Annotated in this window: 28 protein-coding genes; 18 read left to right on the top strand and 10 right to left on the bottom strand. The window is 69.6% G+C overall.

The annotated features are described in order from the left end of the window. Positions 1 to 3 precede the first annotated feature (3 nt). The 9 genes from ACFWBQ_RS30425 (at position 4) to ACFWBQ_RS30385 (ending at position 6,504) form a co-directional block, all read left to right on the top strand. Positions 4 to 483, top strand: coding sequence for a succinate dehydrogenase hydrophobic membrane anchor subunit (locus ACFWBQ_RS30425; RefSeq protein WP_385503037.1), 480 nt, complete (start codon positions 4 to 6; stop codon positions 481 to 483). 29 nt (positions 484 to 512) lie between these two features. Continuing rightward, entirely contained in the window at positions 513 to 2,267 is a 1,755-nt protein-coding gene (gene sdhA / locus ACFWBQ_RS30420; RefSeq protein WP_385503034.1) for a succinate dehydrogenase flavoprotein subunit, read from the top strand. Then, positions 2,267 to 3,043 (top strand): succinate dehydrogenase iron-sulfur subunit, encoded by a 777-nt coding sequence (locus tag ACFWBQ_RS30415; protein ID WP_385503029.1) that lies wholly within the window; start codon positions 2,267 to 2,269, stop codon positions 3,041 to 3,043. Before sdhA ends, ACFWBQ_RS30415 begins: the two co-directional genes overlap by 1 nt. Positions 3,044 to 3,236: 193 nt before the next feature. Continuing rightward, positions 3,237 to 3,839 carry a hypothetical protein gene (locus ACFWBQ_RS30410; RefSeq protein WP_385503024.1) on the top strand — a complete coding sequence of 201 codons (603 nt, stop codon included), beginning with the start codon at positions 3,237 to 3,239 and terminating at the stop codon, positions 3,837 to 3,839. A gap of 55 nt (positions 3,840 to 3,894) precedes the next feature. Next, positions 3,895 to 4,062 carry a hypothetical protein gene (locus tag ACFWBQ_RS30405; protein WP_385503021.1) on the top strand — a complete coding sequence of 56 codons (168 nt, stop codon included), beginning with the start codon at positions 3,895 to 3,897 and terminating at the stop codon, positions 4,060 to 4,062. Between the two features lie 382 nt (positions 4,063 to 4,444). Further along, complete coding sequence (locus ACFWBQ_RS30400) at positions 4,445 to 4,636, top strand: hypothetical protein (protein ID WP_385503015.1); 192 nt, start codon at positions 4,445 to 4,447, stop codon at positions 4,634 to 4,636. Positions 4,637 to 4,772: 136 nt separating this feature from the next. Then, positions 4,773 to 5,207 (top strand): hypothetical protein, encoded by a 435-nt coding sequence (locus ACFWBQ_RS30395; protein ID WP_385503013.1) that lies wholly within the window; start codon positions 4,773 to 4,775, stop codon positions 5,205 to 5,207. A 7-nt stretch (positions 5,208 to 5,214) separates the two neighbouring features. Further along, positions 5,215 to 5,721: a thiol-disulfide oxidoreductase DCC family protein gene (locus ACFWBQ_RS30390; RefSeq protein ID WP_385503010.1), complete on the top strand. Its 507-nt coding sequence runs from the start codon at positions 5,215 to 5,217 to the stop codon at positions 5,719 to 5,721. A 9-nt stretch (positions 5,722 to 5,730) separates the two neighbouring features. Next, positions 5,731 to 6,504, top strand: a complete 774-nt coding sequence (locus tag ACFWBQ_RS30385) for a TetR family transcriptional regulator (RefSeq protein ID WP_385503007.1) — start codon at positions 5,731 to 5,733, stop codon at positions 6,502 to 6,504. On the opposite strand, the gene ACFWBQ_RS30380 is transcribed toward ACFWBQ_RS30385, so the two are convergent. From ACFWBQ_RS30380 to ACFWBQ_RS30370, 3 genes are all read right to left on the bottom strand, one after another. Next, complete coding sequence (locus ACFWBQ_RS30380) at positions 6,491 to 8,044, bottom strand: ABC transporter substrate-binding protein (RefSeq protein WP_385503001.1); 1,554 nt, start codon at positions 8,042 to 8,044, stop codon at positions 6,491 to 6,493. The two genes, ACFWBQ_RS30385 and ACFWBQ_RS30380, sit on opposite strands and share 14 nt — an antisense overlap. A 355-nt stretch (positions 8,045 to 8,399) precedes the next feature. After that, on the bottom strand, positions 8,400 to 9,785 hold the full coding sequence (locus ACFWBQ_RS30375) for a metallophosphoesterase (protein ID WP_385503386.1): 1,386 nt from the start codon (positions 9,783 to 9,785) through the stop codon (positions 8,400 to 8,402). A gap of 72 nt (positions 9,786 to 9,857) precedes the next feature. Continuing rightward, positions 9,858 to 10,103, bottom strand: coding sequence for an SCO4848 family membrane protein (locus tag ACFWBQ_RS30370; protein WP_385502996.1), 246 nt, complete (start codon positions 10,101 to 10,103; stop codon positions 9,858 to 9,860). On the opposite strand from ACFWBQ_RS30370, the gene ACFWBQ_RS30365 reads away from it, so the two are divergent. Further along, complete coding sequence (locus ACFWBQ_RS30365; RefSeq protein WP_385502991.1) at positions 10,042 to 11,484, top strand: D-alanyl-D-alanine carboxypeptidase; 1,443 nt, start codon at positions 10,042 to 10,044, stop codon at positions 11,482 to 11,484. The two genes, ACFWBQ_RS30370 and ACFWBQ_RS30365, sit on opposite strands and share 62 nt — an antisense overlap. Here the strand turns inward: ACFWBQ_RS30365 and ACFWBQ_RS30360 are convergent. Then, the gene (locus ACFWBQ_RS30360) at positions 11,432 to 12,352 is read right to left on the bottom strand and encodes a YihY/virulence factor BrkB family protein (RefSeq protein WP_385502987.1); all 921 of its coding nucleotides are present in this window, start codon (positions 12,350 to 12,352) and stop codon (positions 11,432 to 11,434) included. The genes ACFWBQ_RS30365 and ACFWBQ_RS30360 overlap by 53 nt on opposite strands. Before the next feature lie 128 nt (positions 12,353 to 12,480). On the opposite strand from ACFWBQ_RS30360, the gene ACFWBQ_RS30355 reads away from it, so the two are divergent. Further along, entirely contained in the window at positions 12,481 to 13,833 is a 1,353-nt protein-coding gene (locus ACFWBQ_RS30355; RefSeq protein ID WP_385502984.1) for an FAD-binding oxidoreductase, read from the top strand. A 169-nt stretch (positions 13,834 to 14,002) separates the two neighbouring features. Continuing rightward, positions 14,003 to 14,758 (top strand): decaprenylphospho-beta-D-erythro-pentofuranosid-2-ulose 2-reductase, encoded by a 756-nt coding sequence (locus ACFWBQ_RS30350; RefSeq protein WP_385502981.1) that lies wholly within the window; start codon positions 14,003 to 14,005, stop codon positions 14,756 to 14,758. A gap of 205 nt (positions 14,759 to 14,963) precedes the next feature. Here ACFWBQ_RS30350 and ACFWBQ_RS30345 read toward each other — a convergent pair whose 3' ends face one another. Together ACFWBQ_RS30345 and trpS are read right to left on the bottom strand one after the other, a co-directional pair. Then, on the bottom strand, positions 14,964 to 15,554 hold the full coding sequence (locus ACFWBQ_RS30345; protein WP_385502975.1) for a 2'-5' RNA ligase family protein: 591 nt from the start codon (positions 15,552 to 15,554) through the stop codon (positions 14,964 to 14,966). A 90-nt stretch (positions 15,555 to 15,644) separates the two neighbouring features. Then, the gene (gene trpS, locus ACFWBQ_RS30340; RefSeq protein ID WP_385502971.1) at positions 15,645 to 16,658 is read right to left on the bottom strand and encodes a tryptophan--tRNA ligase; all 1,014 of its coding nucleotides are present in this window, start codon (positions 16,656 to 16,658) and stop codon (positions 15,645 to 15,647) included. Between the two features lie 45 nt (positions 16,659 to 16,703). Here trpS and ACFWBQ_RS30335 point away from each other — a divergent pair, with 45 nt between their 5' ends. From ACFWBQ_RS30335 to rocD, 4 genes are all read left to right on the top strand, one after another. After that, the gene (locus ACFWBQ_RS30335) at positions 16,704 to 17,426 is read left to right on the top strand and encodes an RNA polymerase sigma factor (protein WP_385502966.1); all 723 of its coding nucleotides are present in this window, start codon (positions 16,704 to 16,706) and stop codon (positions 17,424 to 17,426) included. Next, a complete protein-coding gene (locus ACFWBQ_RS30330) occupies positions 17,419 to 18,324 on the top strand; it encodes a hypothetical protein (RefSeq protein WP_385502955.1) in 906 nt (301 codons plus the stop codon). Before ACFWBQ_RS30335 ends, ACFWBQ_RS30330 begins: the two co-directional genes overlap by 8 nt. A gap of 105 nt (positions 18,325 to 18,429) precedes the next feature. Then, on the top strand, positions 18,430 to 19,185 hold the full coding sequence (locus tag ACFWBQ_RS30325; protein WP_385502950.1) for a hypothetical protein: 756 nt from the start codon (positions 18,430 to 18,432) through the stop codon (positions 19,183 to 19,185). 136 nt (positions 19,186 to 19,321) lie between these two features. Beyond that, positions 19,322 to 20,527, top strand: coding sequence for an ornithine--oxo-acid transaminase (gene rocD / locus ACFWBQ_RS30320; protein WP_385502945.1), 1,206 nt, complete (start codon positions 19,322 to 19,324; stop codon positions 20,525 to 20,527). Positions 20,528 to 20,569: 42 nt separating this feature from the next. Here rocD and ACFWBQ_RS30315 read toward each other — a convergent pair whose 3' ends face one another. The 3 genes from ACFWBQ_RS30315 to ACFWBQ_RS30305 form a co-directional block, all read right to left on the bottom strand. Beyond that, complete coding sequence (locus ACFWBQ_RS30315; RefSeq protein ID WP_385502941.1) at positions 20,570 to 21,757, bottom strand: glutathionylspermidine synthase family protein; 1,188 nt, start codon at positions 21,755 to 21,757, stop codon at positions 20,570 to 20,572. Positions 21,758 to 21,764: 7 nt separating this feature from the next. Further along, a complete protein-coding gene (locus tag ACFWBQ_RS30310) occupies positions 21,765 to 22,040 on the bottom strand; it encodes a hypothetical protein (protein ID WP_385502938.1) in 276 nt (91 codons plus the stop codon). Between the two features lie 116 nt (positions 22,041 to 22,156). Continuing rightward, the gene (locus tag ACFWBQ_RS30305) at positions 22,157 to 23,557 is read right to left on the bottom strand and encodes a PLP-dependent aminotransferase family protein (RefSeq protein WP_385502935.1); all 1,401 of its coding nucleotides are present in this window, start codon (positions 23,555 to 23,557) and stop codon (positions 22,157 to 22,159) included. 47 nt (positions 23,558 to 23,604) lie between these two features. Here ACFWBQ_RS30305 and ACFWBQ_RS30300 point away from each other — a divergent pair, with 47 nt between their 5' ends. Together ACFWBQ_RS30300 and ACFWBQ_RS30295 are read left to right on the top strand one after the other, a co-directional pair. After that, complete coding sequence (locus ACFWBQ_RS30300; RefSeq protein ID WP_385502931.1) at positions 23,605 to 24,102, top strand: carboxymuconolactone decarboxylase family protein; 498 nt, start codon at positions 23,605 to 23,607, stop codon at positions 24,100 to 24,102. 1 nt (position 24,103) lies between these two features. Beyond that, positions 24,104 to 24,853: an isocitrate lyase/phosphoenolpyruvate mutase family protein gene (locus tag ACFWBQ_RS30295; protein WP_385502927.1), complete on the top strand. Its 750-nt coding sequence runs from the start codon at positions 24,104 to 24,106 to the stop codon at positions 24,851 to 24,853. Positions 24,854 to 24,943: 90 nt separating this feature from the next. Here the strand turns inward: ACFWBQ_RS30295 and ACFWBQ_RS30290 are convergent, their stop codons facing one another. After that, positions 24,944 to 25,933 carry a malate dehydrogenase gene (locus tag ACFWBQ_RS30290; protein ID WP_385502924.1) on the bottom strand — a complete coding sequence of 330 codons (990 nt, stop codon included), beginning with the start codon at positions 25,931 to 25,933 and terminating at the stop codon, positions 24,944 to 24,946. Positions 25,934 to 26,079 lie beyond the last annotated feature (146 nt).

The raw sequence follows: 26,079 nt of genomic DNA, 5'->3' as shown, positions 1-26,079 counted from the left end.
CCAATGTCCACCGAGACCTCTTCCTCCGCGATCGGTGACGTCGAGGCGGTTAGCCTGTACGACGTCGACAACCCCGCTCCGGTGATCGAGCCCCCGCGCAAGCGCACGGGCAAGACCCCCAAGAGCTCGCGCACCAACTTCGAGATGTACGCCTGGCTCTTCATGCGCCTGTCGGGCATCGTGCTGGTCGTTCTCGTCATCGGCCACCTGCTGATCCAGCTGGTGCTGGACGGCGGCGTCTCCAAGATCGGTTTCGCCTTCGTGGCGGGCCGCTGGGCCTCGCCGTTCTGGCAGGTCTGGGACCTGGCGATGCTGTGGCTCGCCATGCTCCACGGCGCCAACGGCCTCCGTACGGTCATCAACGACTACGCCGAACGGGACAACACCCGCTTCTGGCTGAAGATGCTCCTGTACACCGCAACGGTGTTCACCGTCCTGCTGGGCACGCTGGTGATCTTCACCTTCGACCCGAACATCCGCTAGGCGCCGGGACAGAGGGACCAGAGGAAACCATGCAGATCCACAAGTACGACACCGTCATCGTCGGCGCCGGCGGCGCCGGCATGCGCGCGGCCATCGAGTCGACCAAGCGCAGCCGTACCGCCGTGCTGACGAAGCTCTACCCCACCCGCTCCCACACGGGCGCCGCGCAGGGCGGCATGGCCGCCGCGCTCGCCAACGTGGAAGAGGACAACTGGGAGTGGCACACCTTCGACACGATCAAGGGCGGCGACTACCTGGTCGACCAGGACGCCGCCGAGATCCTGGCGAAGGAGGCCATCGACTCCGTTCTCGACCTGGAGAAGATGGGCCTGCCGTTCAACCGCACGCCCGAGGGCAAGATCGACCAGCGCCGCTTCGGCGGTCACAGCCGTAACCACGGCGAGGCCCCGGTCCGCCGGTCCTGTTACGCCTCGGACCGCACCGGCCACATGATCCTCCAGACGCTGTACCAGAACTGCGTCAAGGAGGGCGTGGAGTTCTTCAACGAGTTCTACGTCCTGGACCTCCTGCTCCAGGAGGTCGACGGGGTCAGGAAGTCCGCCGGCGTCGTCGCGTACGAGCTGGCGACCGGCGAGATCCACGTCTTCCAGGCGAAGTCGGTCATCTTCGCCTCCGGCGGCACCGGCAAGTTCTTCAAGGTGACCTCCAACGCCCACACCCTCACCGGTGACGGCCAGGCCGCCGCGTACCGCCGCGGTCTGCCGCTGGAGGACATGGAGTTCTTCCAGTTCCACCCGACGGGCATCTGGCGCATGGGCATCCTGCTGACGGAGGGCGCCCGCGGTGAGGGCGGCATCCTCCGCAACAAGGACGGCGAGCGCTTCATGGAGAAGTACGCGCCCGTCATGAAGGACCTCGCGTCCCGTGACGTCGTGTCCCGCTCCATCTACACGGAGATCCGCGAGGGCCGCGGCTGCGGACCCGAGGGCGACCACGTCTACCTCGACCTCACGCACCTCCCGCCGGAGCAGCTGGACGCCAAGCTCCCGGACATCACCGAGTTCGCGCGTACGTATCTCGGCATCGAGCCCTACACGGACCCGATCCCGATCCAGCCGACCGCGCACTATGCCATGGGCGGCATCCCGACCAACGTCGAGGGCGAGGTGCTCGCCGACAACACGACCGTCGTCCCGGGCCTGTACGCCGCCGGCGAGGTCGCCTGTGTCTCCGTGCACGGCGCCAACCGCCTCGGCACCAACTCGCTGCTCGACATCAACGTCTTCGGACGCCGGTCGGGCATCGCCGCCGCCGAGTACTCCGCGAAGAACGACTACGTCGAGCTTCCCGAGAACCCGGCGCAGCAGGTCGTCGACCAGGTCGAGCGGCTGCGGAACTCGACGGGCACCGAGCGCGTCGCCACGCTCCGCCTGGAGCTGCAGGAGTGCATGGACGCCAACGTGATGGTGTTCCGCACCGAGCAGACGATCAAGACGGCGGTCGACAAGATCGCCGAGCTGCGCAAGCGCTACCTGAACGTGTCCATCCAGGACAAGGGCAAGCGGTTCAACACCGACCTGCTGGAGGCCGTCGAGCTGGGCAACCTGCTCGACCTGGCCGAGGTCATGGCGACCTCCGCGCTGGCCCGCAAGGAGTCCCGCGGCGGTCACTACCGCGAGGACTACCCGAACCGCGACGACGTCAACTTCATGCGCCACACCATGGCGTACCGCGAGGTCACCGCCGACGGCGCCGAGTCCATCCGGCTCGACTACAAGCCCGTCGTCACGACCCGCTACCAGCCGATGGAGCGTAAGTACTGATGGCTACCCCCACCCTGGAGAAGGCCGACAAGGCTCCCGAGCCCGAGGCCGGCTTCGCCGACACCCCGTACATCACGGCCACGTTCCGGATCCGCCGCTTCAACCCCGAGGTCTCCGACGAGGCCCAGTGGCAGGACTTCCAGATCTCGATCGACCCGAAGGAGCGTGTCCTCGACGCCCTTCACAAGATCAAGTGGGAGCTGGACGGCACGCTGACCTTCCGCCGCTCCTGCGCACACGGCATCTGCGGCTCCGACGCGATGCGGATCAACGGCAAGAACAGGCTCGCCTGCAAGACGCTGATCAAGGACATCAACCCGGAGAAGCCGATCACGGTCGAGGCCATAAAGGGCCTCGCGGTCCTCAAGGACCTCGTGGTCGACATGGACCCGTTCTTCCAGGCCTACCGCGATGTCATGCCCTTCCTCATCACCAAGGGGAACGAGCCGACCCGTGAGCGTCTGCAGTCCGCCGAGGACCGCGAGCGCTTCGACGACACCACCAAGTGCATCCTGTGCGCCGCGTGCACGTCCTCGTGCCCGGTGTTCTGGAACGACGGCCAGTACTTCGGCCCGGCGGCCATCGTCAACGCGCACCGCTTCATCTTCGACTCGCGTGACGAGGGCGGCGAGCAGCGTCTGGAGATCCTCAACGACCGTGACGGTGTGTGGCGTTGCCGCACGACGTTCAACTGCACGGACGCCTGCCCGCGTGGCATCGAGGTCACCAAGGCGATCCAGGAAGTGAAGCGCGCGCTGATCACGCGTCGCTTCTGACCCACGGGCCGCTCCGGCTCCGCAGGTTGTCACCGAGAGGCCCCGTTTTCCGCACGGACTGTGCGCGAAGCGGGGCCTCTTGGTGCGTCACAGGAGCGCGGACGGTACGGTCATGCGGAGTCGGTGACCGACTCGCCACTCCCGGCGCAGCACAGCACGGGAGAAGAAAGCTTGATGGAGAACGGGGAACGTTGTGAGCGATCCGAATCCGTACGCGGACGACTCATACAAGTGGGGCCCGCCCCAGCAACCGGGCAACCCGCCCACGATGCCGGACGGACAGGGCTACGGCTACCCGGCGCCGGGTGCCACTCCGGCGTACGGCTATCCGCAGCAGCTGCCCGATTCGGCGGCGCAGCCCGGTCCGGGATACGGCTACCCGGCCCCCGGGCAGCCCACCCAGCCCGGCTTCAACCTGCCGGTGCAGCACGGGATGCAGCCGGGGGGCGGCGGGGTTCCGATGCTGTCGTTCGGTGACATCACCGTCATGAACGACTCGATCGTGACGCCGTCCGGCACGATGCCCCTCAAGGGTGCGGTGTGGACGGCGACCGACATGTCGCGCACGGAGGAGAAGATCCCGACCGTGGCGATCGTGCTGGCGATCATCTTCGCGCTGCTGTGTCTGATCGGTCTGCTCTTCCTTCTGATGAAGGAGAAGAAGACGACCGGCTTCGTCCAGGTCACGGTCACGAGCGGAGGCCGGCACCACTCGACAATGATTCCGGCGACGGGCCCGCAGACCTTCCAGATGGTGATGGCCCAGGTCAACACCGCCCGTTCGATGAGCGCCTGACCCAGGTCGCGGTCACAGGAGGACCCGCTTCCACCACACCGTCACCGTCGCTGCCGTGGAGCGCGTCCGGTTCGAACAGTGCGTGGAGCCGGTCCTGGACGTGGTGGAGTCCACCGGGGTCCGCGAAGGCTGCCGCATGCTGGAGGACGGGCGACCGGTTCCCGGTGTCCGGCGGCTGAAGGGCGGTCACCTGTGTTCGATACGAGGCCCGTTCGCGCGCTGACGGGGCTTTGACGACGCCTCGATCAAGGTGACGGTGGTCGCGGTACGCGAGTGGCTGCGCTCCACCGAGATCGCCCCGGCAACGCATCGAGTCGGCCGGGGCCGCGGGCCCACTGCCCTTGCGGCTGCGCAGCCCCGACGGGCCCGGGGCGCCGGACCATGGGCCTCTCGCCCTGCGCAGGCCCGCCGGAGGCCCCCTGCAGCGGGCCTCCGGCCGCGTGAGGGTCGATCCCGCCGCCCGGTGGGCGGCTGTGGCGGTCCGCCCGGCCTCAGCCCCCGGCAAGCCCGGGTTCCGGTGGTGGCCCGCGGCTGGGGCGCGCACGCCTCTCCGTCGCACCCCGGGCGACCGCCGGGGGCCGTGGCAGGTCGGCGTCACACTGGCCGTGCCCGGACGGTTGTTGCTGCGGCTGGTGGTGGCCGCCTTCGCACGGTTCCTGGGCCAGGTGCCGCTGCGGCGCGCCTTCCGGTCCTCGGTCGACGACGCAGCCGCCGGACGGAACGGGATGCCGGGCGCTGAGCCCCTCCCGGGCCCGGAGGGGCCGCGGGCCGCCATGGTCGGGGCCCTGCGTTCCTGATTCCCCCTCACACGTCCCGCGCTGTCGGGCACCTCGAGCTCCGGCATGCCCGCGGGGCGACACTTGAACATGTTCAAAGACAGGTCTACAGTCACTGTCATCAGCTTTTTTGAACGCGTTCAAGGGAGGGTGGGGCATGGACCTCACTGTGCTCGCGTACGTCATCTACCTACTCATCAGCGTGGCGCTCACCATCTGGGTCGCCCGCACGCTCAGCCGCAACGGCAAGGTCTTCCTCGCCGATGTGCTCCAGGGCAACGAGAAGCTCGCCGACGCCGTGAACCACCTGCTGGTGGTCGGCTTCTACCTCGTCAACCTGGGCTTCGTGACCCTCTACCTGAAGAACGCCGACGGGGTCGCCGATGCCCGCCAGCTGTTCGAGGCACTGTCGGTGAAGGTCGGCGTCGTCCTGCTGGTCCTGGGCGTGATGCACCTCGGCAACGTCTACGTACTGAACAAGATCCGCCGCCGCGGCCTGATGGAGCGGGAGCAGACGCCGCCCGTGCCGCCGCAGGGCTGGGCGGGACCGGGGAGCCAGGGGCCGTGGGCCGCACCCGCCACCGGGAAGTGAGCGGGCCGTGACGCACATCCCGGTCACACAGACCCCGGCCGCGTCCGCACCGGTCACACAGACCCCGGTCACCTCCGCCCCGGTCACCCGGCTTACGGTGCTCTACGACGCCCGCTGCTCGCTCTGCCTCCATCTGCGGCAGTGGCTGCAGAGCCGGCGTCAGCTCGTTCCGCTCGATCTCGTCGCGGCCGGTTCGCAGGAGGCGCGGCGCCGCTTCCCCGGGCTCGACCACGCGGGCACGCTCGACGAGATCACGGTGGTCGGCGACCGGGGACAGATCTACCGCTCCACCTCCGCGTGGATCGTCTGCCTCTGGGCCCTGGCCGAGCACCGGCCGAAGGCCCACTGGCTGGCCACGCCCATGGGCCGGCCGTTCGCCCGTGCGACCGTGCTCGCCGCGGCGAAGTACCGGTCCGTGACGGCACAGCCGTGCGGCGACGGCGACGGGCGCTGCGCTGTGCCGGATGTGGATCCGGTGCCGGTGCCGGATCCGGCGGACGGATCTCCCGGTTAGCCTTGGACCGTGGTGAAGGAAGAGAAGAACGTGGCTGACGCGAACGCAGCGAAGCCGGCCGGAGAGGGCAAGGCCGCCAAGGCGGCCAAGGCCCAGAAGAGTGAGCAGACCCGCACTCTGATTCTCGAGACCGCACTCAGGCTTTTCGAGGAGCGCGGTTACGACAAGACGACGATGCGGGCCATCGCCCAGGAGGCCGGCGTCTCCGTCGGGAACGCCTACTACTACTTCTCCTCCAAGGAACACCTGGTCCAGGGCTTCTACGACCGGATCGCCGCCGAGCACGAGGCGGCGGTCCGGCCGATCCTGGCAGGGGACCCGGATCTCGCCGTACGTATCCGGGGCGTCCTGCTCGGCTGGCTGGACGTGGCGGAGCAGTACCACCGCTTTGCCGCCCAGTTCTTCAAGAACGCCGCCGACCCGGACAGTCCGCTGTCCCCGTTCTCGGAGGAATCCGTCGCCGCACGCGAGGCGGCCATCTCCGTGCACGAGCGGTGTCTGGCCGGGTCCAGCACCAAGCACGACCCGGAACTTGCCGAGCTGCTTCCGCAGTTGATGTGGCTGATGCAGATGGGGCTGGTGCTGTTCTGGGTCTACGACCGGACCGAGGGCACCGAGCGCAGCCGCCGGCTCGTGGAGCGCACCGCGCCGATCGCCGCACGGGCGATCGCGCTCTCCCGCTTCCGGGTGCTGCGACCTCTCGTGCGGCAACTCCATGACGTACTGGTGGAGTTCATGCCGGGCGCGGCGGCGCGCCCGGCCCCGGACGTCAAATCCGGCTGAGTTCCCACAGGCGCCAGATGCCGGTGCCGTCCGAAAGGTACTGGGAACCGGACACGTTCGCCTTGCTGACGACGTAGTCCTTCTTCTGCCACAGCGGGACCAGCGGCACGTCCTCGCCGACGAGCTTCTGCAGCTCCTTGAAGTCGGCAGAGGTACGGCTGCGGTCGCCGAACTGCTGTGTGGCAGTGATCAGCGCGTCCATCCTGGTGCTGACGTAACCGTTGTGGAGGCTGCTGTCGCGGCCGACCAGGGGCTGGCTGAACGTGTCGGGGTCCGGAAAGTCAGGAAGCCAGCCGACGGTGTACGCATCGTACTCACCGGCCGCGTACCCCTTCTGGAACGCCTGCCACTCCACGGCCTTCTCCGTGACCTTGAACAGTCCGTCCATCTCCAGCTGACGGATCAGCTCGGTCGTCTCCTCCTTGTTCGCGTCGTCGTCGCGGTGGGCGAAGGTGATGCGCAGCGGGATCTCGACACCGGCCTCCCCCAACAGCTTCTTCGCCTTCTTCGGATCGGGCTCCGGGTAGGCGTCGAAGAAGGGCGTGCTGTGTCCGATGTAGCCCTGGGGAATCAACGAGTAGAGCGGTTCGACGGTGCTCTTGTAGACGTCGGCGACCAGCGGCCCGCGGTCGATGATCCACGCGATGGCCTGGCGGACCTTCTTGTCGGCGAGCGGCGCGCCGTCGCGGACGTTGAAGACGAGGTTGCGGATCTCGGCGCTGTCGGCCTCGGTGATGCGCTGGTCGGGATCGCCGGGGTTGAGCGCGGCGAGCCTGTCGGCGGGCAGCTGACGGTGCGTGATGTCGATCTCCCCGGCCGCCCAGGCCGCCTGGAGCTCGTCGGAACCCTTGAAGTAGCGGACGTCGACCTGGGCACCGGTCTTCCTCAGCGCACCCTTGTACTTGGGGTTGGGTACCAACTGCGCACGGACACCCGGCTCGTACGACTTCAGGACGTACGGCCCCGAGCCGTCGACCTGGTTGTCGGTACGGAGCTTGTCCTTCGCGTACCGGGTGCGGTCGACGATGGATCCGGCACCCGTGGCGAGCTTCTGCGGGAAGGTCGCGTCCCGAGCCGAGAGGTTGAAGGTGATGGTGCGGCCCTCGGTCACGATCGTGTCGAGGCCGGGGAAGAGCACCGCGGGGCCGACATCCGTCTCGATCTTGAGCATCCGGTCGAAGGAGTACTTGACGTCGGCGGCAGTGATCTTGCGCCCGCTGGAGAACGTCAGGTCGTCCCGCAGCGTGCACTGGTAGGTCTGGAGCTTCAGACCGATGAACTCACAGCTCTCGGCGGCGTCCGGTTCCGGCACGATCGCCCCGGACTTGAAGGTCATCAGGGACTGGTAGAGGTTGCTGTAGATCGCCCAGGAACCGGCGTCGTACGCACCGGCCGGATCGAGGGAGGTGACCTCGTCCGACGTGCCGACCGTGATCGGGGCGTCGCTCACCTCGTGGGAGGGAAGCAGTTGCCAGGCACCGAAGCCTGCGATGACCAGTACCGCGAGAATCGCGAGTATCCGTATACGGATCAACCGCATGTGCCGTGCTCTCCCTCAACAGCCCTGCCACGGCCCATGTGCACAGATGTGCGCACATTGCCGCATGTTCACCGCTACCCAATCACACGATTTTCACATCTGGAAGAGCAAATCATGCACTCACCGCTTCTTGTTCGATATACCCCGAGAAACAGGCTGAAATGGACGCGCGACAGCCTCCCACCAGGCGCTTTCGTTGCTGCGCGTGATGACGGTGTGTGATTTCCGTGTTCGAGCAGGGCAGTTGCTCGGGCGGCGCTCAGGGAGCTGCTCAGGACGTCACTCAGGGAGCTGCTCACGACGGCGCTCAGGGCTCTGCTCAGGACGTCGTTCAGGGCTCTACTCAGGACGTCGTTCAGGCTTGTCGGGAAGCGAGCTCCACCACGGTGATGTCGGAAGGGGCACCGACGCGTACAGGCGGGCCCCAGGCGCCCGCTCCGCGGGAGACGTAGAGCTGGGTGTCGCCGTAGCGTTCCAGCCCGGCAACGGTGGGATTGGCGAGTTCGGCAAGGAAATTGCCGGGCCAGAGCTGACCACCGTGCGTGTGGCCGGAGAGCTGGAGGTCGACGCCGTGCTCGACCGCGTCGTGGATGACGACGGGCTGGTGTGCGAGCAGGACGGCGGCGCGACCGCGGTCGCGGTCACCGAGCGCTGCGACGAAGTCGGGGCCCTGGCCCTCGCTTTCGCCCGCGACGTCGTTGACGCCGGCGAGGTCGAACCCGCCGATCTCGACCCGGGCGTTCTCGAGCGGGTGCAGGCCCAGCTCACGCACGTGGTCGACCCACTCGGCAGCGCCGGAGAAGTACTCGTGGTTGCCGGTGACGAAGTAGCTGCCGTGCCGGGCTTCGAGCCCGGCCAGCGGCTCGGCGGCGCGGCCGAGGTCGGCGACCGATCCGTCGACGAGGTCGCCGACGACGGCGACCAGATCGGGCCGGGTCGCGTTGATCGAGTCGACGATGCGCCGGGTGTGCGCCCGACCCAGGATGGGACCGAGGTGGATGTCGCTGACGACGGCGATCCGGAAGCCGTGAGCGGAGCGTGGCAGCTTGGCGAGGGGCACGGTGATCCGCTTGACCCGGGGGCCGCGCAGGACGCCGTACGTGCCGTATCCGACGGTGCCCAGCCCGGCGAGAGCGGCGGCGCCACCGACGGCCCGTGCGACGAACAGCCGCCGCGAGGGGTCGGCGACGGGCGGGGCGGCGGGCTCGACTTCGGTAAGGGGCTCGACGTCGGTGCGGGGATCGATTTCGGTGCGGGGATCGATTTCCGTACGGGTTGTGGAGGCGGGAGCGGACGCGGCCGGGGCCGCTTCGGCGCTGGAGGCCGTGCCCGGCTCGGTACGCAGCCCCGCATCGGTCCGGAGCTCCATGACCGCGGGCGTGTCGGTCCCTGCGGCCGTTCCCCCCGCAGCCGCACTGTTGGCGGCCCGGCGAGCGAGCACCCGGCGCAGGACAGGACGTACGGCCTCGCCCACCAGCAGAGCCAGCGTCAGGTACAACAGCGCGGCCAGCCACAGATAGCCCGGCCAGGCCAGCACCTGCTGCACCCCGAACGGGACACCTGTACGGCTCGACACCAGGGCGCCGACGCTCAGCATCGGCAGCACGAACACAGCCACCGTGCCGACGCGGCGCGCCACGCTCCCCTTCACCGTCGTGTCACCGACGAACCGGCGCCACACATAACGGTGCACACCGACGAGCAGCGCGAGGACCGCGACAGCCACCCCTACGAAGACCACAACCACTTACGCTCCCCCGCCCACCTGTAAGCCTGCTCCCGCTGCGCCCGGACCTTCACCTTTGCCCGGTTGTCATGTGCGCGCGCGGCGCAAAGCCCTGACACCACGGAACCCGATGACCCCCACGGCCGTCCCCAGAAGAAACGACGTGATGGTGAGCAGCAGATGGACCCAGAAGTACGCAGTCGGGTCACCCGCGTCATCGAACGCCAGTCCGCTGCCGTCCTTCCACAAGTTCTTGGCGAAAGTGATCCAGATGAACCAGCTCCACACCCCGAAGGCGAGCAGGAACCAGGAAACGGGGCGGCTGAGCTTCATGGATTCAGTATCGCCGCCGCCCTTCGGCCCGGTCGCCCGGGGTGGGCTGTCCCGGCGGTATGCACGGCGGGTCAGGCCATCCGGGTCCCCATCCTCATCTTCGCCATGTACGTTTCCGACCGTGCCTGCTCTGAAAAAGACCGTATTGACGGTCCTCTCCGCCGCGTTGCTGTCCGTGTGTGTCGTCAGTCCCGCGGTCGCGGCCGACAAGGACAAGACCGACGACCAACAGCCGAAGCCGACCGGCCCGATGTCGACGGTCGGCGGCAAACAGCTCGGCAGGATCGGCACCCAGGTCAACCTCGGCGCCGGCGCACCGGTCCTGCCCAAGGACCTCACCGCCCGCTCGTGGATCGTCGCGGACGCGGAGAACGGTCAGGTACTCGCAGCCCACAACTCCCATTGGCGACTGCCGCCCGCCTCCACCCTGAAGATGCTCTTCGCCGACACGGTCCTGCCCACGCTGCAGCCGAAGACCATGACGCACATGGTGACGGAGGAGGAGCTCGCGGGTGTCGGTGAGGGCAGCAGCCTGGTGGGCATCAAGGAGGACCACGCCTACACCGTTCACGATCTGTGGCTCGGCGTATTCCTGCGCTCCGGCAACGACGCGGTACACGTGCTCTCCTCGATGTTCGGCGGCGTGCCCGCGACGGTCGCGGCCATGCAGCGCCATGCCGAGGAACTGCAGGCGCTCGACACGACGGTCGTCTCGCCGGACGGCTACGACGCCCCGAACCAGGTCTCCAGCGCGTACGACCTGACGCTGTTCGCCCGCAGCGGGCTCCAGAAGGCCGACTTCCGCGAGTACAGCGCGACGGCGACCGCCGAGTTCCCCGGGGAACAGAAGAAGGGCAAGAAGCGGACGTCCTTCGAGATCCAGAACACCAACCGGCTGATCACCGGTGACATCGGCGTGGACCCGTACAAGGGCATCGCGGGCGTCAAGAACGGCTACACCACACACGCGGGCAACACCTTCACCGGAGTCGCCGAGCGCAACGGCAAGGTGCTGCTCGTCACCGTCATGAACCCGTCGTCCGAGGAGAGCCACGCCGTCTACAAGGAGGCCGCAAGTCTGCTCGACTGGGGCTTCGCGTCGAGCGGCAAGGTGACCCCGGTCGGCGAACTGGTCCCCCCGAAGTCCGCAGCCACCGGGACGGGTAAGGGCGCCGAGCAGGAGGGCGCCGCAAACGCGGGCAAGGCCGGGGCCGGGAAGAAGCAGAAGGCGGCCGCGGCCACCGCTGCCACCGGCACCAGCGGGGTGTGGACCGCGCTGTCGATCGTCGGCGGGCTGCTGGTGGTCCTCGGGGCCGGGGTGTTCCTGGTCAACCGGCGCTGGCCGCTGCCCGACCTGGTGCGTCGCCTTCCCCGTCGCTGACCGTACCGATCGCACTCTCCTTGCTCGGCGTCGCCGTCCAGGCTGCGCAGAACAGCAGCAGCTTCGCAGTGAAGTTGATCCAGAGGAGCAGTGCGACCGGCACGCCGAAGGCGCCGTACATGCTCTTCGATGCGACGCCCTTCATGTAGCTGCCCAGCAGCAGTTTGAGCAGTTCGAAGCCGACCGCGCCGACGAGCCCGGCGACGATCAGCCGACGGCGCGGCGGCTCCACGCCGGGCAGCAGGGTCAGCAGATAGATCAGCAGCAGGAAGTCGGCGAACACCGCCACCGCCAGGGCGGCCACCTGGAGCAGCACGCCGCCCGCGCCACCCTCTGCAATGCCCAGCAGATCGGCCGTCCAGCCGATGGCCGTCGAGCCGACGGCGGAGGCGGCCAGTGTCACGAGCGCCGCGCCGCCGAGGCCGAACAGCAGACCGGCGTCCTTGAGCTTACGGATGACCGGATTGCCATCGTCCGCGTCGTCCTTGCCCCAGACGGCGCGCAGACAGTCCCGCATCGAACCGATCCAGCCGATGCCGGTGAAGAGCAGGAGCGCACCGGCGACGAGCCCGACCGTGCCCGCGTGGGCCACCAGATTGTCGATGCCGAGCTGGTCCGAGATACCCGGCACCTGCTCGGCCACCTTGTCCTGGATCTTGTCCAGCTGTTCGGTGGAGAGCAGCGCGGCACCGATCGCCGCGCCGACCGCGATGAGCGGGAAGAGCGCGAGGAAGCTGAGGAAGGTGATCGCCGCGGCGAGCCTGGCCCAGTGGACCCGTTCCAGCGTCTCGTAGGAGCGCCAGACGTGCGTCTCCATCAGCCGTGCGACGAGCGGCCCGATGACGGGGAGATTTTTCAGCCAGTCCATGACGTACGCGTACCCCCCCGGGCGGAGAAAACCGGCGTCCGGCGCCACCGGGGCCACCAATCACCCATTTCGGTGAGCGATGTAACAAATCCCTCAAATGGGTTTTCTCGGGCGATACGGTCACTCACATGTCTGTCGACACGGTGTCCATGACCGGCTGGGGCCGCACCGCCCCGACGACCGCCCTGCGGTTTCGCCCCCGTACCTACGAAGAGGCCGCAGCCGCCGTGCGCGGCTGCGGGCCCCGCGGTGTCGTCGCCCGCGGGCTGGGCCGCGCCCACGGTGACGCGGCACAGAATGCGGGCGGCTCCGTCGTCGACATGACCGCGTTGGACCGGATCCGTACGTTCGACGCCGTCACCGGCACGGTCGTCTGCGACGCCGGGGTGAGCCTGCACCGGCTGATGACCGTCCTGCTGCCGCTCGGGTGGTTCGTGCCGGTCACCCCCCGGACCCGCTATGTCACCGTCGGCGGGGCGATCGGCGCCGACATCCACGGCAGCAACCACGCGACCGCCGGCTCCTTCGCGCGACATGTGCGCTCACTGGAGCTGCTGACCTCCGACGGCGAGGTACGCACGGTGCTGCCCGGCACCGACCTGTTCGACGCGACCGCGGGTGGCCTGGGCCTGACCGGCGTCATCCTCTCCGCAACGCTCCGGTTCCGCCCCGTCGCGACCTCGCTCATGACGGTCGACACCGAGCGGGCTGCCGATCTGGACGAGGCGCTGGCCCGCCTCGTGCCATCCGGACGCTGCGCGCCGTACGCGACGGCCTGGATCGATCTTCTGGCGCGGGGGAGGTCGACGGGGCGCTCGGTCCTCACTCGGGGGGAGCACGCACCACTCGATGCGCTCCCGGCGCGCGCCCGGCGCACACCGCTGGCGTTCCGCCCGGGACAGCTGTCCGCCGCGCCGCCCGCCCTGGTACCGGAGGGACTGCTCGGCCGGACCTCCGCAGTACTCCTCAACGAGCTCCGCTTCCGCAGCGCACCCGTGTCCCGCACCGGGGAACTGCAGAAGATCTCTGCCTTCTTCCACCCCATGGACGCCCTCCCGCACTGGAACCGCCTCTACGGCCGCAGCGGCTTCGTGCAGTACCAGTTCGCCGTCGGGTACGGCCAGGAGGAGACCCTGCACCGCATCGTCGGGCGGATCTCGTCGCGCCGGTGTCCCGCGTTCCATGCCGTGCTCGGACGGTTCGGCGAAGGCGGTCCGGGCTGGCTGTCGTTCCCCGTACCCGGCTGGACGCTCTCCTTCGGCCTGCCCGCCGGGCTGCCCGGCCTGGCGCGCTTCCTGGACGGCCTCGACGACGAGGTGGCGGCGGCCGGTGGCCGGGTCTGCCTGGCGGAGGACGCACGGCTGCGGCCGGAGACGCTGGCCACGATGTACCCCCGCCTGCCCGAATTCCGCGCTCTGCGGGCGGAGCTGGACCCGCGCGGCGCTTTCCGGTCGGACCTGTCCCGCCGCCTCGCGCTCTGACCGCCCGACCGCTTGCCCCTCTGACCGCCCGACCGCTTGCCCGTCTGCCGCGGACCGGTCCGCCGCTCGCCCCCCGTCGTCCGCTGTGCCGCTCGCCCTGTTCGTCGGCTCAGCCATTCGCTCTGCCGTTCGCTCTGCCGTCCACTCTGCCGTTGCTAGGAGATTTCTCGTGAAGGACGCCTTCGGTGCCCCGCAGTCCCTGCTCGTCCTCGGCGGCACCTCGGAGATCGGCCTGGCCACCGCGCGCCGCCTGATCTCCCTCCGCACCCGCACGGTCACCCTGGCCGGCCGGCCGTCCCCCGCCCTGGAGAGGGCCGCCACCGACCTGCGTGAGCTGGGGGCCGACGTGCGCACCGTCGCCTTCGACGCACTCGACTCCGAGTCGCACGAGGAGGTCCTCGGAAAGCTCTTCGCCGAGGGCGACATCGACACGGTGCTGCTGGCTTTCGGCATTCTCGGCGACCAGGCGCGTGACGAGGAGGAGCCGCTCTCCGCGGTCCGGGTCGCCCAGACCAACTACACGGGGGCGGTTTCCGCCGGTCTGGTGTGCGCCGGCGCACTCCAGGCGCAGGGCCACGGGTCGCTGGTGGTGCTCTCCTCGGTGGCGGGCGAGCGCGCCCGGCGCGCCGACTTCATCTACGGCTCGAGCAAGGCGGGGCTGGACGCCTTCGCGCAGGGGCTCGGGGACGCACTGCACGGGACGGGGGTGCATGTGATGGTCGTACGCCCCGGCTTCGTACGGTCGAAGATGACGGCAGGCCGTCAGGAGGCGCCGCTCGCGACGACGCCGGGCGCGGTCGCCGACGCCATCGTGACGGGCCTGCGGCGGCGCTCGGAGACGGTGTGGGTGCCCGGCGCCCTGCGGGTGGTGATGTCGGCGCTGCGGCACGTTCCGCGCCCGCTGTTCCGGCGGCTGCCGGTCTAGGGACTCGCGTCCGGATCAGGCCGGGCTCGCGAGCCCTGAAGATCCTGGGCACCGGTCCGGCGGAGGACTGCAGCGGACCCGGGACAGCCGGTCCGGCCGTCGGCGGACCGGCACGGTGGGCCCCGGCCGGCTGGTCGGGGCTGCACGGGCCGGCCGTCGCGTCCTGCCTGTCAGGGCTGCAGGGACGGCCGGCACGTCCGGCTTGTCAGGGCTGCAGGGACGGCTGGTCCACGGAGAAGCCGCCCTGGGCCGGCACGGCGGGTGCGCCGCCGCCGGCCCCGAACGGGAACTCGTTGATCTTGCGCCAGACGCTGTCCGCGCCCTGCTCGTACAGGGCGAAGGACCCGCAGGTCCAGGCCGCCTCGTACGAGGACAGCTCCGCGTACGCGCGGTCCATCGCGTCCTCCGCGATGCCGTGCGCCACGGTCACATGCGGGTGGTACGGGAACTGGAGCTCGCGCACCAGCGGCCCCGAGGCTTCCCGGACCCGCTTCTGGAGCCAGGAACAGGCCGAGGCGCCTTCGACGACCTGGACGAAGACGACCGGCGACAGCGGACGGAAGGTCCCCGTTCCGGACAGCCTCATCGGAAAGGGGCGGCCCGCCGTGGCGATCTGGGCGAGGTGCGCCTCGATCGCCGGCAGGTCCGCGGCTTCGGCCTCCGTCGGCGGGAGAAGAGTGACGTGGGTGGGAATGCCGAACGCGGCAGGGTCCCCGAAGCTCGCGCGCCGCTCCTGGAGCAGGTTGCCGTATGGCTCCGGGACCGCGATCGAAACGCCAAGCGTTACGGTCCCCACATCGTTCTCCTCAATCGTCGAAGGTCGGTTTTCGGTCGTGCCGACGCCAGTGTGAACCCTCGGGCCGTGATCTCGCCAGGGTCCTTGGACTCAGTGCTTCGCCGGCAGAAGGCCCATACGGTCGTACGTCTGCGCCAACGTCTCGGCGGCGACGGCCCTGGCCTTCTCCGCGCCCTTGGCCAGGATGGAGTCCAGCGTCTCCGGGTCGTCCAGATATTCCTGGGTGCGGGTCCGGAACGGGGTGACGAACTCCACCATGACCTCCGCGAGGTCCGTCTTCAGCGCGCCGTATCCCTTGCCCTCGAACTTCTTTTCGAGATCCGCGACAGCGGTGCCGGTGAGAGTGGAGTAGATGCTCAGGAGGTTGCTGACGCCGGGCTTCTTCTCCGCGTCGAAGCGGATGACGGTGTCCGTGTCGGTGACCGCGCTCCTGACCTTCTTGGCGGTGACCTTGGGGTCGTCCAGCAGGTTGATCAGGCCCTTCGGCGTGGACGCCGACTTGCTCATCTTGACCGCCGGGTCCTGGAGGTCGAAGATCTTCGCCGTCTCCTTCAGGATGTACGGCGCCGGGATGGTGAACGTCTGCCCGAAGCGGCCGTTGAAGCGCTCGGCGAGGTCACGCGTGAGCTCGATGTGCTGACGCTGGTCCTCACCGACCGGGACCTGATTGGCCTGGTAGAGCAGGATGTCGGCCACCTGGAGCACCGGATAGGTGAAGAGGCCCACGGTCGCCCGGTCGGCGCCCTGCTTGGCGGACTTGTCCTTGAACTGCGTCATGCGGGACGCCTCGCCGAAGCCGGTGAGGCAGTTCATGATCCAGCCGAGCTGGGCGTGTTCGGGAACATGACTCTGGACGAAGAGCGTGCACCGCTCGGGGTCGAGCCCGGCGGCCAGCAGCTGGGCGGCGGCGAGCCGGGTGTTCGCCCGCAGCTCCGCGGGGTCCTGCGGGACGGTGATCGCGTGCAGGTCCACCACCATGTAGAAGGCGTCGTGGGACTCCTGCAGCGCCACCCACTGGCGGACCGCGCCGAGGTAGTTGCCGAGGTGGAACGAGCCTGCGGTGGGCTGGATTCCGGAGAGCACACGGGGTCGGTCAGAGGCCATGAACTCATTGTCTCAGGTGTGGAACCGATCTCCGGCAGCCGGTGTATGAAAGGTGTGAGGACGCGGGAGGGGGCCCTGCAGCCAGGGCCGGAGGGGGGCCGCACCGTCGACGACAGGGCCGGGAGCGGTGTCGTCGGGCGTGCCGGAGGACAGTCCGGTGGACCGACAGGGGACACGGCCGACGGCGAGGCTGCGGTGATCGCTCGTGTGCGCGCCGGTGAGGCGGAGGCATACGCGCAGCTCGTACGCGCCCACACGGGTGTCGCGCTGCGGGCGGCCGTCGCCTTCGGCGCGGGGGCCGACGCGGAGGACGTGGTGCAGTCCGCCTTCTTCAAGGCCTACCAGGCGCTGGGGCGATTCCGGGACGGCGCGTCCTTCCGTCCGTGGCTGCTGCGGATCGTGGTGAATGAGACGAGAAACACAGTCAGGTCGGCGGGGCGCGCACGGGCGGTGGCCGGGCGCGAGGCCAGATATCAGGGCGCCGATCCGTTGATACCCGATTCGGCGGATCCCGCGGTGGCGGCACTGGCGGAGGAGCGGCGGACCCTGCTGTCGGCCGCGCTGGACGAGCTGACCGAGGAGCAGCGGCAGGTGGTGACCTGCCGCTATCTGCTCGAAATGGACGAGGCGGAGACCGCGCAGGCGCTGGGCTGGCCGCGCGGGACGGTGAAGTCCCGTCTCAACCGCGGGCTGAAGAAGCTGGAACAGCGGCTCGGCGGGCAGTTGGGCCCGGGTCCGGGACCCGAAGGAGGTGAGACGGATGGCTGAGAGGGACGATCCGGTGCGCCCGGGGTCGGAGCGCGATGAAGACCGGGCGCGGCTGCGGGCGGAGCTGCGGGCGCTGGGCCACAGCCTGGACGTGCCGGAGACCGACGGCCGCACGATGGCCGAGCGCGTGCTGGCGCAGATCGTCGCCGAAGCGGCCCCCACACCGGTGCGCGAGCCTCCGGGTCCACGCGAGCGGACCGGGGCGTGGGCCCGCAGGCACGCACGGATGCTGACGGCCGTCCTCTCGGGGCTGCTCATCGTGCTGGTGCTCACACCTCCCGTCAGGGCAGCGGTCGTGGAGTGGTTCGACTTCGGCGGGGTGCAGGTGCGGTACGCGCCGTCGGCGGAGCCCCCGGGCCACGCCGGCACATCGCGGGCGCCGGACGTGGGCAGCACCGGAGCGCCGGATGTGTCCGAGACACCACCGGATGGTGTCCCCGACTGCACTGCCTCGGTGCCGATGGCCGAGGCGGCCCGGCGAGCGGGCTTCCGGCCGGTCGTCCCCGGCGAGCTCGGCGCACCGGACGCGGTGGCCGTGACGGGCCTGCCGGAGGGCCGGTGGATGGTCACCCTGTGCTGGCACGAGCGGGGGCGGACCATCCACCTCGACGAGTTCGCATCGGCTCTCGATCCGTACTTCACCAAGCAGGTCCGCATACGGCCGCAGTGGCTGGAACTGGGCACGGGCAAAGGCAGCACCCGGGCGACAGCTCTGTGGTTTGCCCAGCCCCATCTACTGAACTTCGGGATGGTCGGGAAGGACGGCGTCCGATGGGTCCGGTCCGAACGGACTGCGGGACCGACGCTGTTGTGGGTGCGTGGCGGGCAGCTGACGCTGCGGCTGGAAGGCGTGGCCTCGCAGGAGCGGGCGCGCGCCGCCGCCGAGTCCACTCTCTGAACGGACCAACTGGCCGGCCGCCGGACGGAACCCCGGGAGGCCCGGCGGTGTATCAGAGGTGTCCGGTCCGGAGGGTCCGTACCGGCACACAGGCAGGGGGCCGACATGAGGAAGCGACAGGAGTGGGTGCGGGGGTGGGCCCGGCGCCTCGCCGTTCTTGCAACGGTCGTCGGGCTGGGCGTGCTGCTCGCACCGAGCGCGCTGGCGGGCGGGCAGACGAGCGTGCTGGTCACCTCGCCGTCGAGCGGCGAGGCGGCCGCCCTCTATGGATCGGATCCGAGGTTCGGCCGGCTGTCCCAGCTGCTGGGCCCGCCGGACAAGGGTGACCATCTCCAGCCTCCGTCGCTGGACGGCTCCGTGGCGACCCGGCATATCAATGTGACATGGATGGCGCTCGACCTGCAGCCGACCCGGACCGACCGGGTGTTCCCCGGGGCCGACACCGACACCGTCTGGATACACACGGCGGCACAGGTGCCTGCCACCTATCAGGGTCGCTGGCACCGTGCCGCCGAGCCGAAGAAGCTGGTCGCCCTCCTGGACGCCCTCGGCCTGATGGGCAGGACGAGCCCTGAGAAGGGTGGACCCGCGCTGTTTCCACGCCCCTGGGAGAGCGAGAGCGCCGAGGCACCCGCCGCCGCCCGGACCCGGGCGGATGACGCGCCACCGTCGGACCGCGTGCCCTCGCCCGGCCGGACAACTCTCGCAGCCGTGGCAGAGGCTTCGGGGCCCTATGAGCGCCTCGACCACTGGTGGTGGGCGATACCCGGGCTCGCGCTGGGCGCGGTGCTGGTCCTGGCCATGCGTTCGAGGGGAGAGCGACGGGAGCCGGGGCGGCGCCAGGAGCTGCTCGACCGCTGAGCGGCGGGGAAATCGACAGGAAGCGGTGCGCTGGGTTCGGAGGCGCGCCGCACAGCAAAGGTTTCCGTGTCCGGGATCCGACCGACGATACAAAGTGGGCACACCCCGCCCACGCCGCACGACGAACGGAGATCCCGTGTCGACCACGGAAACTGCCATCGCCTCCGCCGAGGCGCACAGCGCGCACAACTACCACCCGTTGCCCGTCGTCGTCGCATCGGCGGACGGTGCCTGGATGACCGATGTCGAGGGCCGCCGCTACCTCGACATGCTCGCCGGTTACTCGGCCCTCAACTTCGGACACGGCAACAGGCGCCTCATCGACGCGGCAAAGGCCCAGCTGGAGCGCGTGACCCTGACCTCGCGCGCCTTCCACCACGACCGGTTCGCCGACTTCTGTACGCAGCTCGCCGAGTTGTGCGGCATGGAGATGGTCCTGCCCATGAACACCGGAGCGGAGGCGGTGGAGACGGCGGTGAAGACCGCGCGCAAGTGGGGGTACCGCGTCAAGGGCGTCCCGGACGGCAGGGCGAAGATCATCGTTGCCGCCGACAACTTCCACGGCAGGACGACCACGATCGTCAGTTTCTCCACGGACCCGGAGGCGCGGGCGGACTTCGGCCCGTACACACCGGGGTTCGAGATCGTGCCGTACGGGGATCTGACCACGCTCCGTGAGGCGATGACGGAGAACACCGTGGCAGTACTGATCGAGCCGATCCAGGGCGAGGCCGGGGTTCTGGTGCCGCCGCCGGGCTATCTGCCCGGGATCCGGGAGCTGACCCGCGAGCGGAATGTGCTGCTCATCGCGGACGAGATCCAGTCGGGGCTCGGCCGCACCGGGAAGACCTTCGCGTGTGAGCACGAGGGGGTGGTTCCCGACATGTATGTGCTGGGCAAGGCGCTGGGCGGTGGTGTCGTGCCGGTGTCGGCCGTGGTCTCCTCGGCCGCGGTGCTCGGCGTCTACCGCCCGGGTGAGCACGGATCGACGTTCGGTGGGAACCCTCTGGCCTGCGCGGTCGCGCTGGAGGTGGTCGCGATGCTGCGCACCGGTGAGTTCCAGCAGAGGGCGGCGGAGCTCGGTGACCACCTCCACCACGAGCTGGGACTGCTGGCCGGAGAGGGTGCGGTGGAGGCCGTCCGGGGCCGCGGTCTGTGGGCCGGGGTCGATATCTCCCCGAGTCTCGGGACGGGCAGGGAGATCTCGGAAAAGCTGATGGATCGCGGTGTGCTGGTAAAGGACACCCATGGGTCGACGATCCGGATCGCGCCTCCCCTGGTGATCAGCAAGGAGGATCTGAACTGGGGCCTGGACCAGCTCCGTGGTGTGCTGAGCGCCTGACCCAGCCGGCCGGAGCCGGGTCCGGGGCCCACTCGCGGACTCTCAGAGGATGACGTGGGGCAGGAAGCGGGCGTATTCGTCCGTGATCAGCCCCGCCGATTCCCTGATGCCGAGCCCGGCCGCCTCGTCTCCGACCACCCAGGCGCCGAGGACCACGCGGTTGCCCGCGAAGTCGGCCAGCGGCGCCAGTTCCTGGTAGCAGCAGGCTTCGTCGCGCAGCACCGGCTCACTGCCCGGCTCGTGGACGGTGACTCCGGCACCCTCCCGGCCGAGCAGGGGCTTGGCGACATAGCCCGCCCCGCCGGGCCCGGCAAGCTCGCGAGGGCCGTCGAGATAGGAAGGCAGCAGATTGGGGTGACCGGGGTACAGCTCCCACAGGACGGCCAGCAGTGCCTTGTTGGAGAGGAGCATCTTCCACGCGGGCTCGATCCAGCAGGTGGTGCCGGTTCCGCCCCCGTTGTCGAGGGTGTCGAGCACATGCGGCCCGAACCGGTCGGTCGCCAGCCACTCCCATGGGTAGAGCTTGAAACAGCTGCGGATGAAGCGGAGCCGCTCGTCCACGAACCGGCCGGTCAGCCGGTCCCAGCCGATCTGCTCGACCGAGAGCGCCTCGGTCTCTATGCCGGCCTGTGCGGCGGTCTCCCGCAGATAAGCGACCGTCATCAGGTCTTCGCCCAGTTCGTCGCCGTCGGAGTGGGCGAAGTACAGCGGTCCGGGCGGCAGCAGCGCGGCCTGCCGCTTCCATGCCTCGACGAGACGCTCGTGAAGGGAGTTCCACTGGTCGGCCCCCGGGAAGCGGTCCTCCATCCAGAACCACTGGGCACTGGCGGCCTCCACCAGCGAGGTCGGGGTATCGGCGTTGTACTCCAGCATCTTCGCCGGACCGGTCCCGTCGTACCGCAGGTCGAACCGGCCGTACAGGGAAGGGAGTTCGGAGCGGCGCCGCCAGGACTCGGCGATCAGTCCCGCCAGCCGGGGGTCGGTGATGCCCAGATCGGCGAAGCGGTCCTGTTCGACGATGTGCCCGGCAGCGGCCAGGCACATCGTGTGCAGCTCCTCCACGACCTCTTCGAGCGCCTCGACCTCGGGCAGCGAGAAGACGTAGAAGGCGCTCTCGTCCCAGTACGGGCGCAGCGATCCGTCCGGGTAGCGGGTCAGGGGGTAGATCAGCCCCTGCTCCTCCACGGTCTCCTGCCAGCCGGGACGCGGTTCGATGGTGCGGCGCTCCATGACGGGCTCAGCCGCCGCCGGACCCGGAGGATCCGAATCCGTCGCGCTCGACCACGGACTTGTTGAAACTGCCTCCGGAGACCTTGTTCCTGGAGCTGCTGCCGCCGTAGTAGTACGAACCGGTGCCGTTGCTGTCGCTGCACTCGTAACTCGGCAGTATTTCCTGGGTCACCGGGTCTACGCACCGACGGTCCGGTTCCGAACTACAGGAGGTGAGCGTTGCCGCGAGCACCCCCATGCCGCCGAGCACCACGGTGCCCGACCTGAGCCTGCGCCTGACCATGTTCTCTTCTCCCCCGTCGTACCCACGAGCCACTGGATTGCAGTCAGATTAGATGCCCGACCGGCTCGGCTGAAATCGGGTGCGCACGCTCCCCCCGTATGTCCGGACATCCGCGCCTACGGCAGCACCCGGCAGAGCGCGTCCAACGAGCCCGCCCAGGCGCTCTCCGGCGGAGATCCGTAGCCGATCACCAGTCCGTCCCGGCCTGCCGCCGCCTCCCGGTGCCGGAATCGCGCCAGCCCCTCGACCGCGAGTCCCTGCCAGGCCGCCGCCTGGACCACCGACCGCTCGGTGCCCTCGGGGAGTTCGAGCACGGCGTGCAGCCCGGCCGCGATGCCGCTCACCCGGATGTCCGGGGCCCGCTCGGCGAGCGCCTCGACGAGCTCGTCGCGGCGGCGCCGGTAGCGCAGCCGCATCGAGCGCACATGACGGTCGTAGGCTCCCGACGCCATGAACTCGGCGAGCGTGAGCTGGTCCAGCGTCCCGGACATCCAGTCGAAGCCCCCCTTCGCCTCGCACACCTCGCCCACGAGGCCTTCCGGCAGAACCATCCAGGCCAGCCGCAGCCCCGGTGCCAGCGACTTGCTGGACGTCCCCATATAGACGACCCGTTCCGGGTCGAGCCCCTGGAGTGCTCCCACCGGCTGGCGGTCGTAGCGGAATTCCCCGTCGTAGTCGTCCTCGAGGATCAGGCCCGACGCGGAGCGCGCCCAGTCGACCGCGGCGGCCCGCCGGTCGGGGTGGAGGGGCGTACCCGTCGGGAACTGGTGCGCGGGGGTCATCAGCACCGCACCCACGCCTCGCATCCCGCCCAGTTCCCCGGTCCTGGCTCCGAGTTCGTCCACGGTCAGACACGCGGTGCGCAGTCCCGCTTCGGACAGGAGGTTCCAGTGGATGTCGAGACCGTACGACTCCACTGCGGCCTCCTTGACGCGCCGCTTCCGCAGCACCTTCCCCATCAGCATCAGCCCGTGAACGAACCCGGAGCAGATCACGATGCGTTCCGGGTCCGCGTCCACACCGCGCGCCCTCGCCAGATACTCCGCCAGCACGGTGCGCAGCTCGATGCGGCCCTGCGCGTCCCCGTACCCGAAGGCCTCGTGGGGAGCGACGGTCAGGGCGCGCCGGGCCGCCTTGAGCCATTCGGGGCGCGGGAACGCCGACAGATCGGGCGATCCGGGCATCAGGTTGTAGGCGGGCCTACGCCGTACCTGCCGGGACCTCGCGCTCCGCGCGGCCGGCCGGCGCGGGGCGGCCCGCTGCGCGACTCTCGTCCCCGAACCCTGCTGAGCGGTGAGCCAGCCCTCGGCAACCAGTTCGGCATAGGCGTCGGCGACGGTGTTGCGGGCGACCCCGAGATCGACGGCGAGCGTACGCGACGAAGGCAGCCGAGTACCGGGGGCCAGCCGCCCCGTGCGGACAGCCTCCCGCAGCGCGTTCATCAGCCCGCTCCGCAGCCCCGCGCCGACCGGTTCGATGTGCAGGTCAGCGCCGAAAGCGGCCCAGGAATCTGTCATGGAAATGGACCATACCGGTGCGCCACCGACGCCGTAGCGTCGACAGCATGACGACGAACGAACACCGCCACGCCCCCGAGCACCCCGCCCGACTGCAGTGGGCCCAGCTCTCCCCCGATGTCTACAAGGCCATGGTCCGGCTGGACGCCGCCTCGCGTAAGGGGCTCGACCCGACGCTGCTCGAGCTGGTGAAGATCCGGGCTTCGCAGCTCAACCGCTGCGCCCTCTGCGTGGACATGCACTCGAAGGACGCGCTCGCTGCCGGCGAGTCCGTCGAGCGGATCATCCAGCTCAGCGCCTGGGAGGAGTCGCAGCACTTCTACACGGAGAAGGAGCTGGCGGCGATCGAGCTGGCGGAGGCCGTGACGGTCCTGACCGACGGGTTCGTACCGGACGAGGTGTACGCGAAAGCCGCCAAGCAATTCGAAGAGGCCGAGCTCAGCCAGCTGATCGCAGCCATCACGGTGATCAACGCCTGGAACCGGTTCGGGGTGGCCACCCGTCAGGTACCCGGCCACTACGCGCCCGGCGACATCAAGCACTGAGATGACGAGCACCAGGGACGAGCCGGCGTCCGTCTTCCGCGCCCTGCACCACGACCGCGCTCCGGGCGATCCTCTGGTCCTCCCCGGTCCGTGGGACGCCGCGAGTGCCCGCGCCTTCGCCGACGCCGGCTTTCCGGCGCTGGCGACACCGAGCGCCGGCGTCGCGGCCTCACTCGGCTACGAGGACGGGCACACGCCCGCCGCCGAGATGTTCGCGGCGGTGGCCCGGATCGTGCGCGCCGTGTCCGTTCCCGTATCGGCGGACATCGAGGCCGGTTACGGCCTGGCCCCGGAGGAACTCGTGGAACGCCTGCTGGAGACCGGTGCGGTCGGCTGCAACCTGGAGGACTCGGCCGACGGGATCCTCCTCGACCCGCAGCGGCATGCTGACCGGCTCGCGGAAGTGCGCTCCGCAGCAGGTGGCCGTCTCTTCGTCAACGCCCGCGTCGATACGTACATCCGGGGTGTGCCGGCCGGTACGGACGTGATCGCCGAGACGATCGCCCGCGCCCGGCTCTACGCGGGCGCCGGTGCGGACTGCGTCTATCCGATCACCGCCCCGGCGGACGACCTTCCCCGTCTGGCCGCCGCCGTCCCGGTCCCGCTCAACGCCAACGGCACACCCGACGGGCCGTCGGGCGCCCGCCGGCTGGGTGAGCTCGGCGCCGCGCGGATCACGTTCGGTCCGCTGCTGCAGCGGCGCGCCGCCGACGCCGTGCGCGACATGGCGGAACGGCTGCGCGGCCACTGAACCCGGACAGCGAAAGGCGCCCCCGGCAGCGTGTGCTGCCGGGGGCGCCTTCTGCGTGCGGATCCGGGTCCGGCCGGGGCCGGAGTCCGGTCAGATCAGGCCGAGCTCGCGGACCGCGTCGCGCTCCTCGGTGAGCTCCTGCACCGAGGCGTCGATGCGCGCACGGGAGAACTCGTTGATGTCCAGGCCCTGGACGATCTCGTACTTTCCGTCCTTCGTGGTGACCGGGAACGAGGAGATGATCCCCGCGGGAACACCGTAGGAGCCGTCGGACGGGATACCCATCGAGGTCCAGTCGCCCTCGGCGGTGCCGTTGACCCAGGTGTGTACGTGGTCGATGGCGGCGTTGGCGGCCGACGCGGCCGAGGACGCGCCACGCGCCTCGATGATCGCGGCGCCACGCTTGGCAACGGTCGGAATGAAGGTGTCGGCCAGCCATGCCTCGTCGTTGACGACCTCGGCGGCGTTCTTGCCGGCGATCTCCGCGTGGAAGATGTCCGGGTACTGGGTCGCCGAGTGGTTGCCCCAGATCGTCAGCCGCTTGATGTCGGAGACGGCGGCACCGGTCTTCGCGGCCAGCTGCGAGATCGCGCGGTTGTGGTCCAGACGGGTCATCGCGGTGAAGCGCTCGGCCGGTACGTCCGGGGCGGCGGCCTGCGCGATGAGCGCGTTGGTGTTGGCCGGGTTGCCGACGACGAGGACCTTGATGTCGTCGGCGGCGTTGTCGTTGATGGCCTTGCCCTGCGGCTTGAAGATCCCGCCGTTGGCGGAGAGCAGGTCGCCGCGCTCCATGCCCTTGGTGCGCGGGCGGGCGCCGACCAGAAGAGCGACGTTCGCGCCGGCGAAGCCGACGTTGACGTCGTCCGTGATCTCGATGTTGCGCAGCAGCGGGAAGGCGCAGTCGTCGAGCTCCATCGCGGTGCCCTCGGCGGCCTTCAGGCCCTGCGGGATCTCGAGGAGTCGCAGGTTGACCGGCACGTCCGGGCCGAGCAGGTGGCCGGAGGCGATGCGGAAGAGCAGCGCGTAGCCGATCTGGCCGGCTGCGCCGGTCACGGTGACATTCACGGGAGTGCGGGTCATGGCGATCTCCGTTAGACAGCTGGCGGTGGGGGTCCCTGCCCCTGGTGCTGGATACCTCTGAATCTTGATGTGAAGAGATATCCAGCGATCAGGCTATCCGACCCCGGTCCCCCCGGCTGCCCACCCCCCTGTGGGACCGCACACAA

Origin of the sequence: Streptomyces sp. NPDC060035 (genome assembly GCF_042736635.1) — a bacterium.
In the GTDB taxonomy this organism is placed as follows: domain Bacteria; phylum Actinomycetota; class Actinomycetes; order Streptomycetales; family Streptomycetaceae; genus Streptomyces.
The sequence above is the reverse complement of the archived record's forward strand: the minus strand, read 5'-3'. Positions and strand labels throughout refer to the sequence as shown.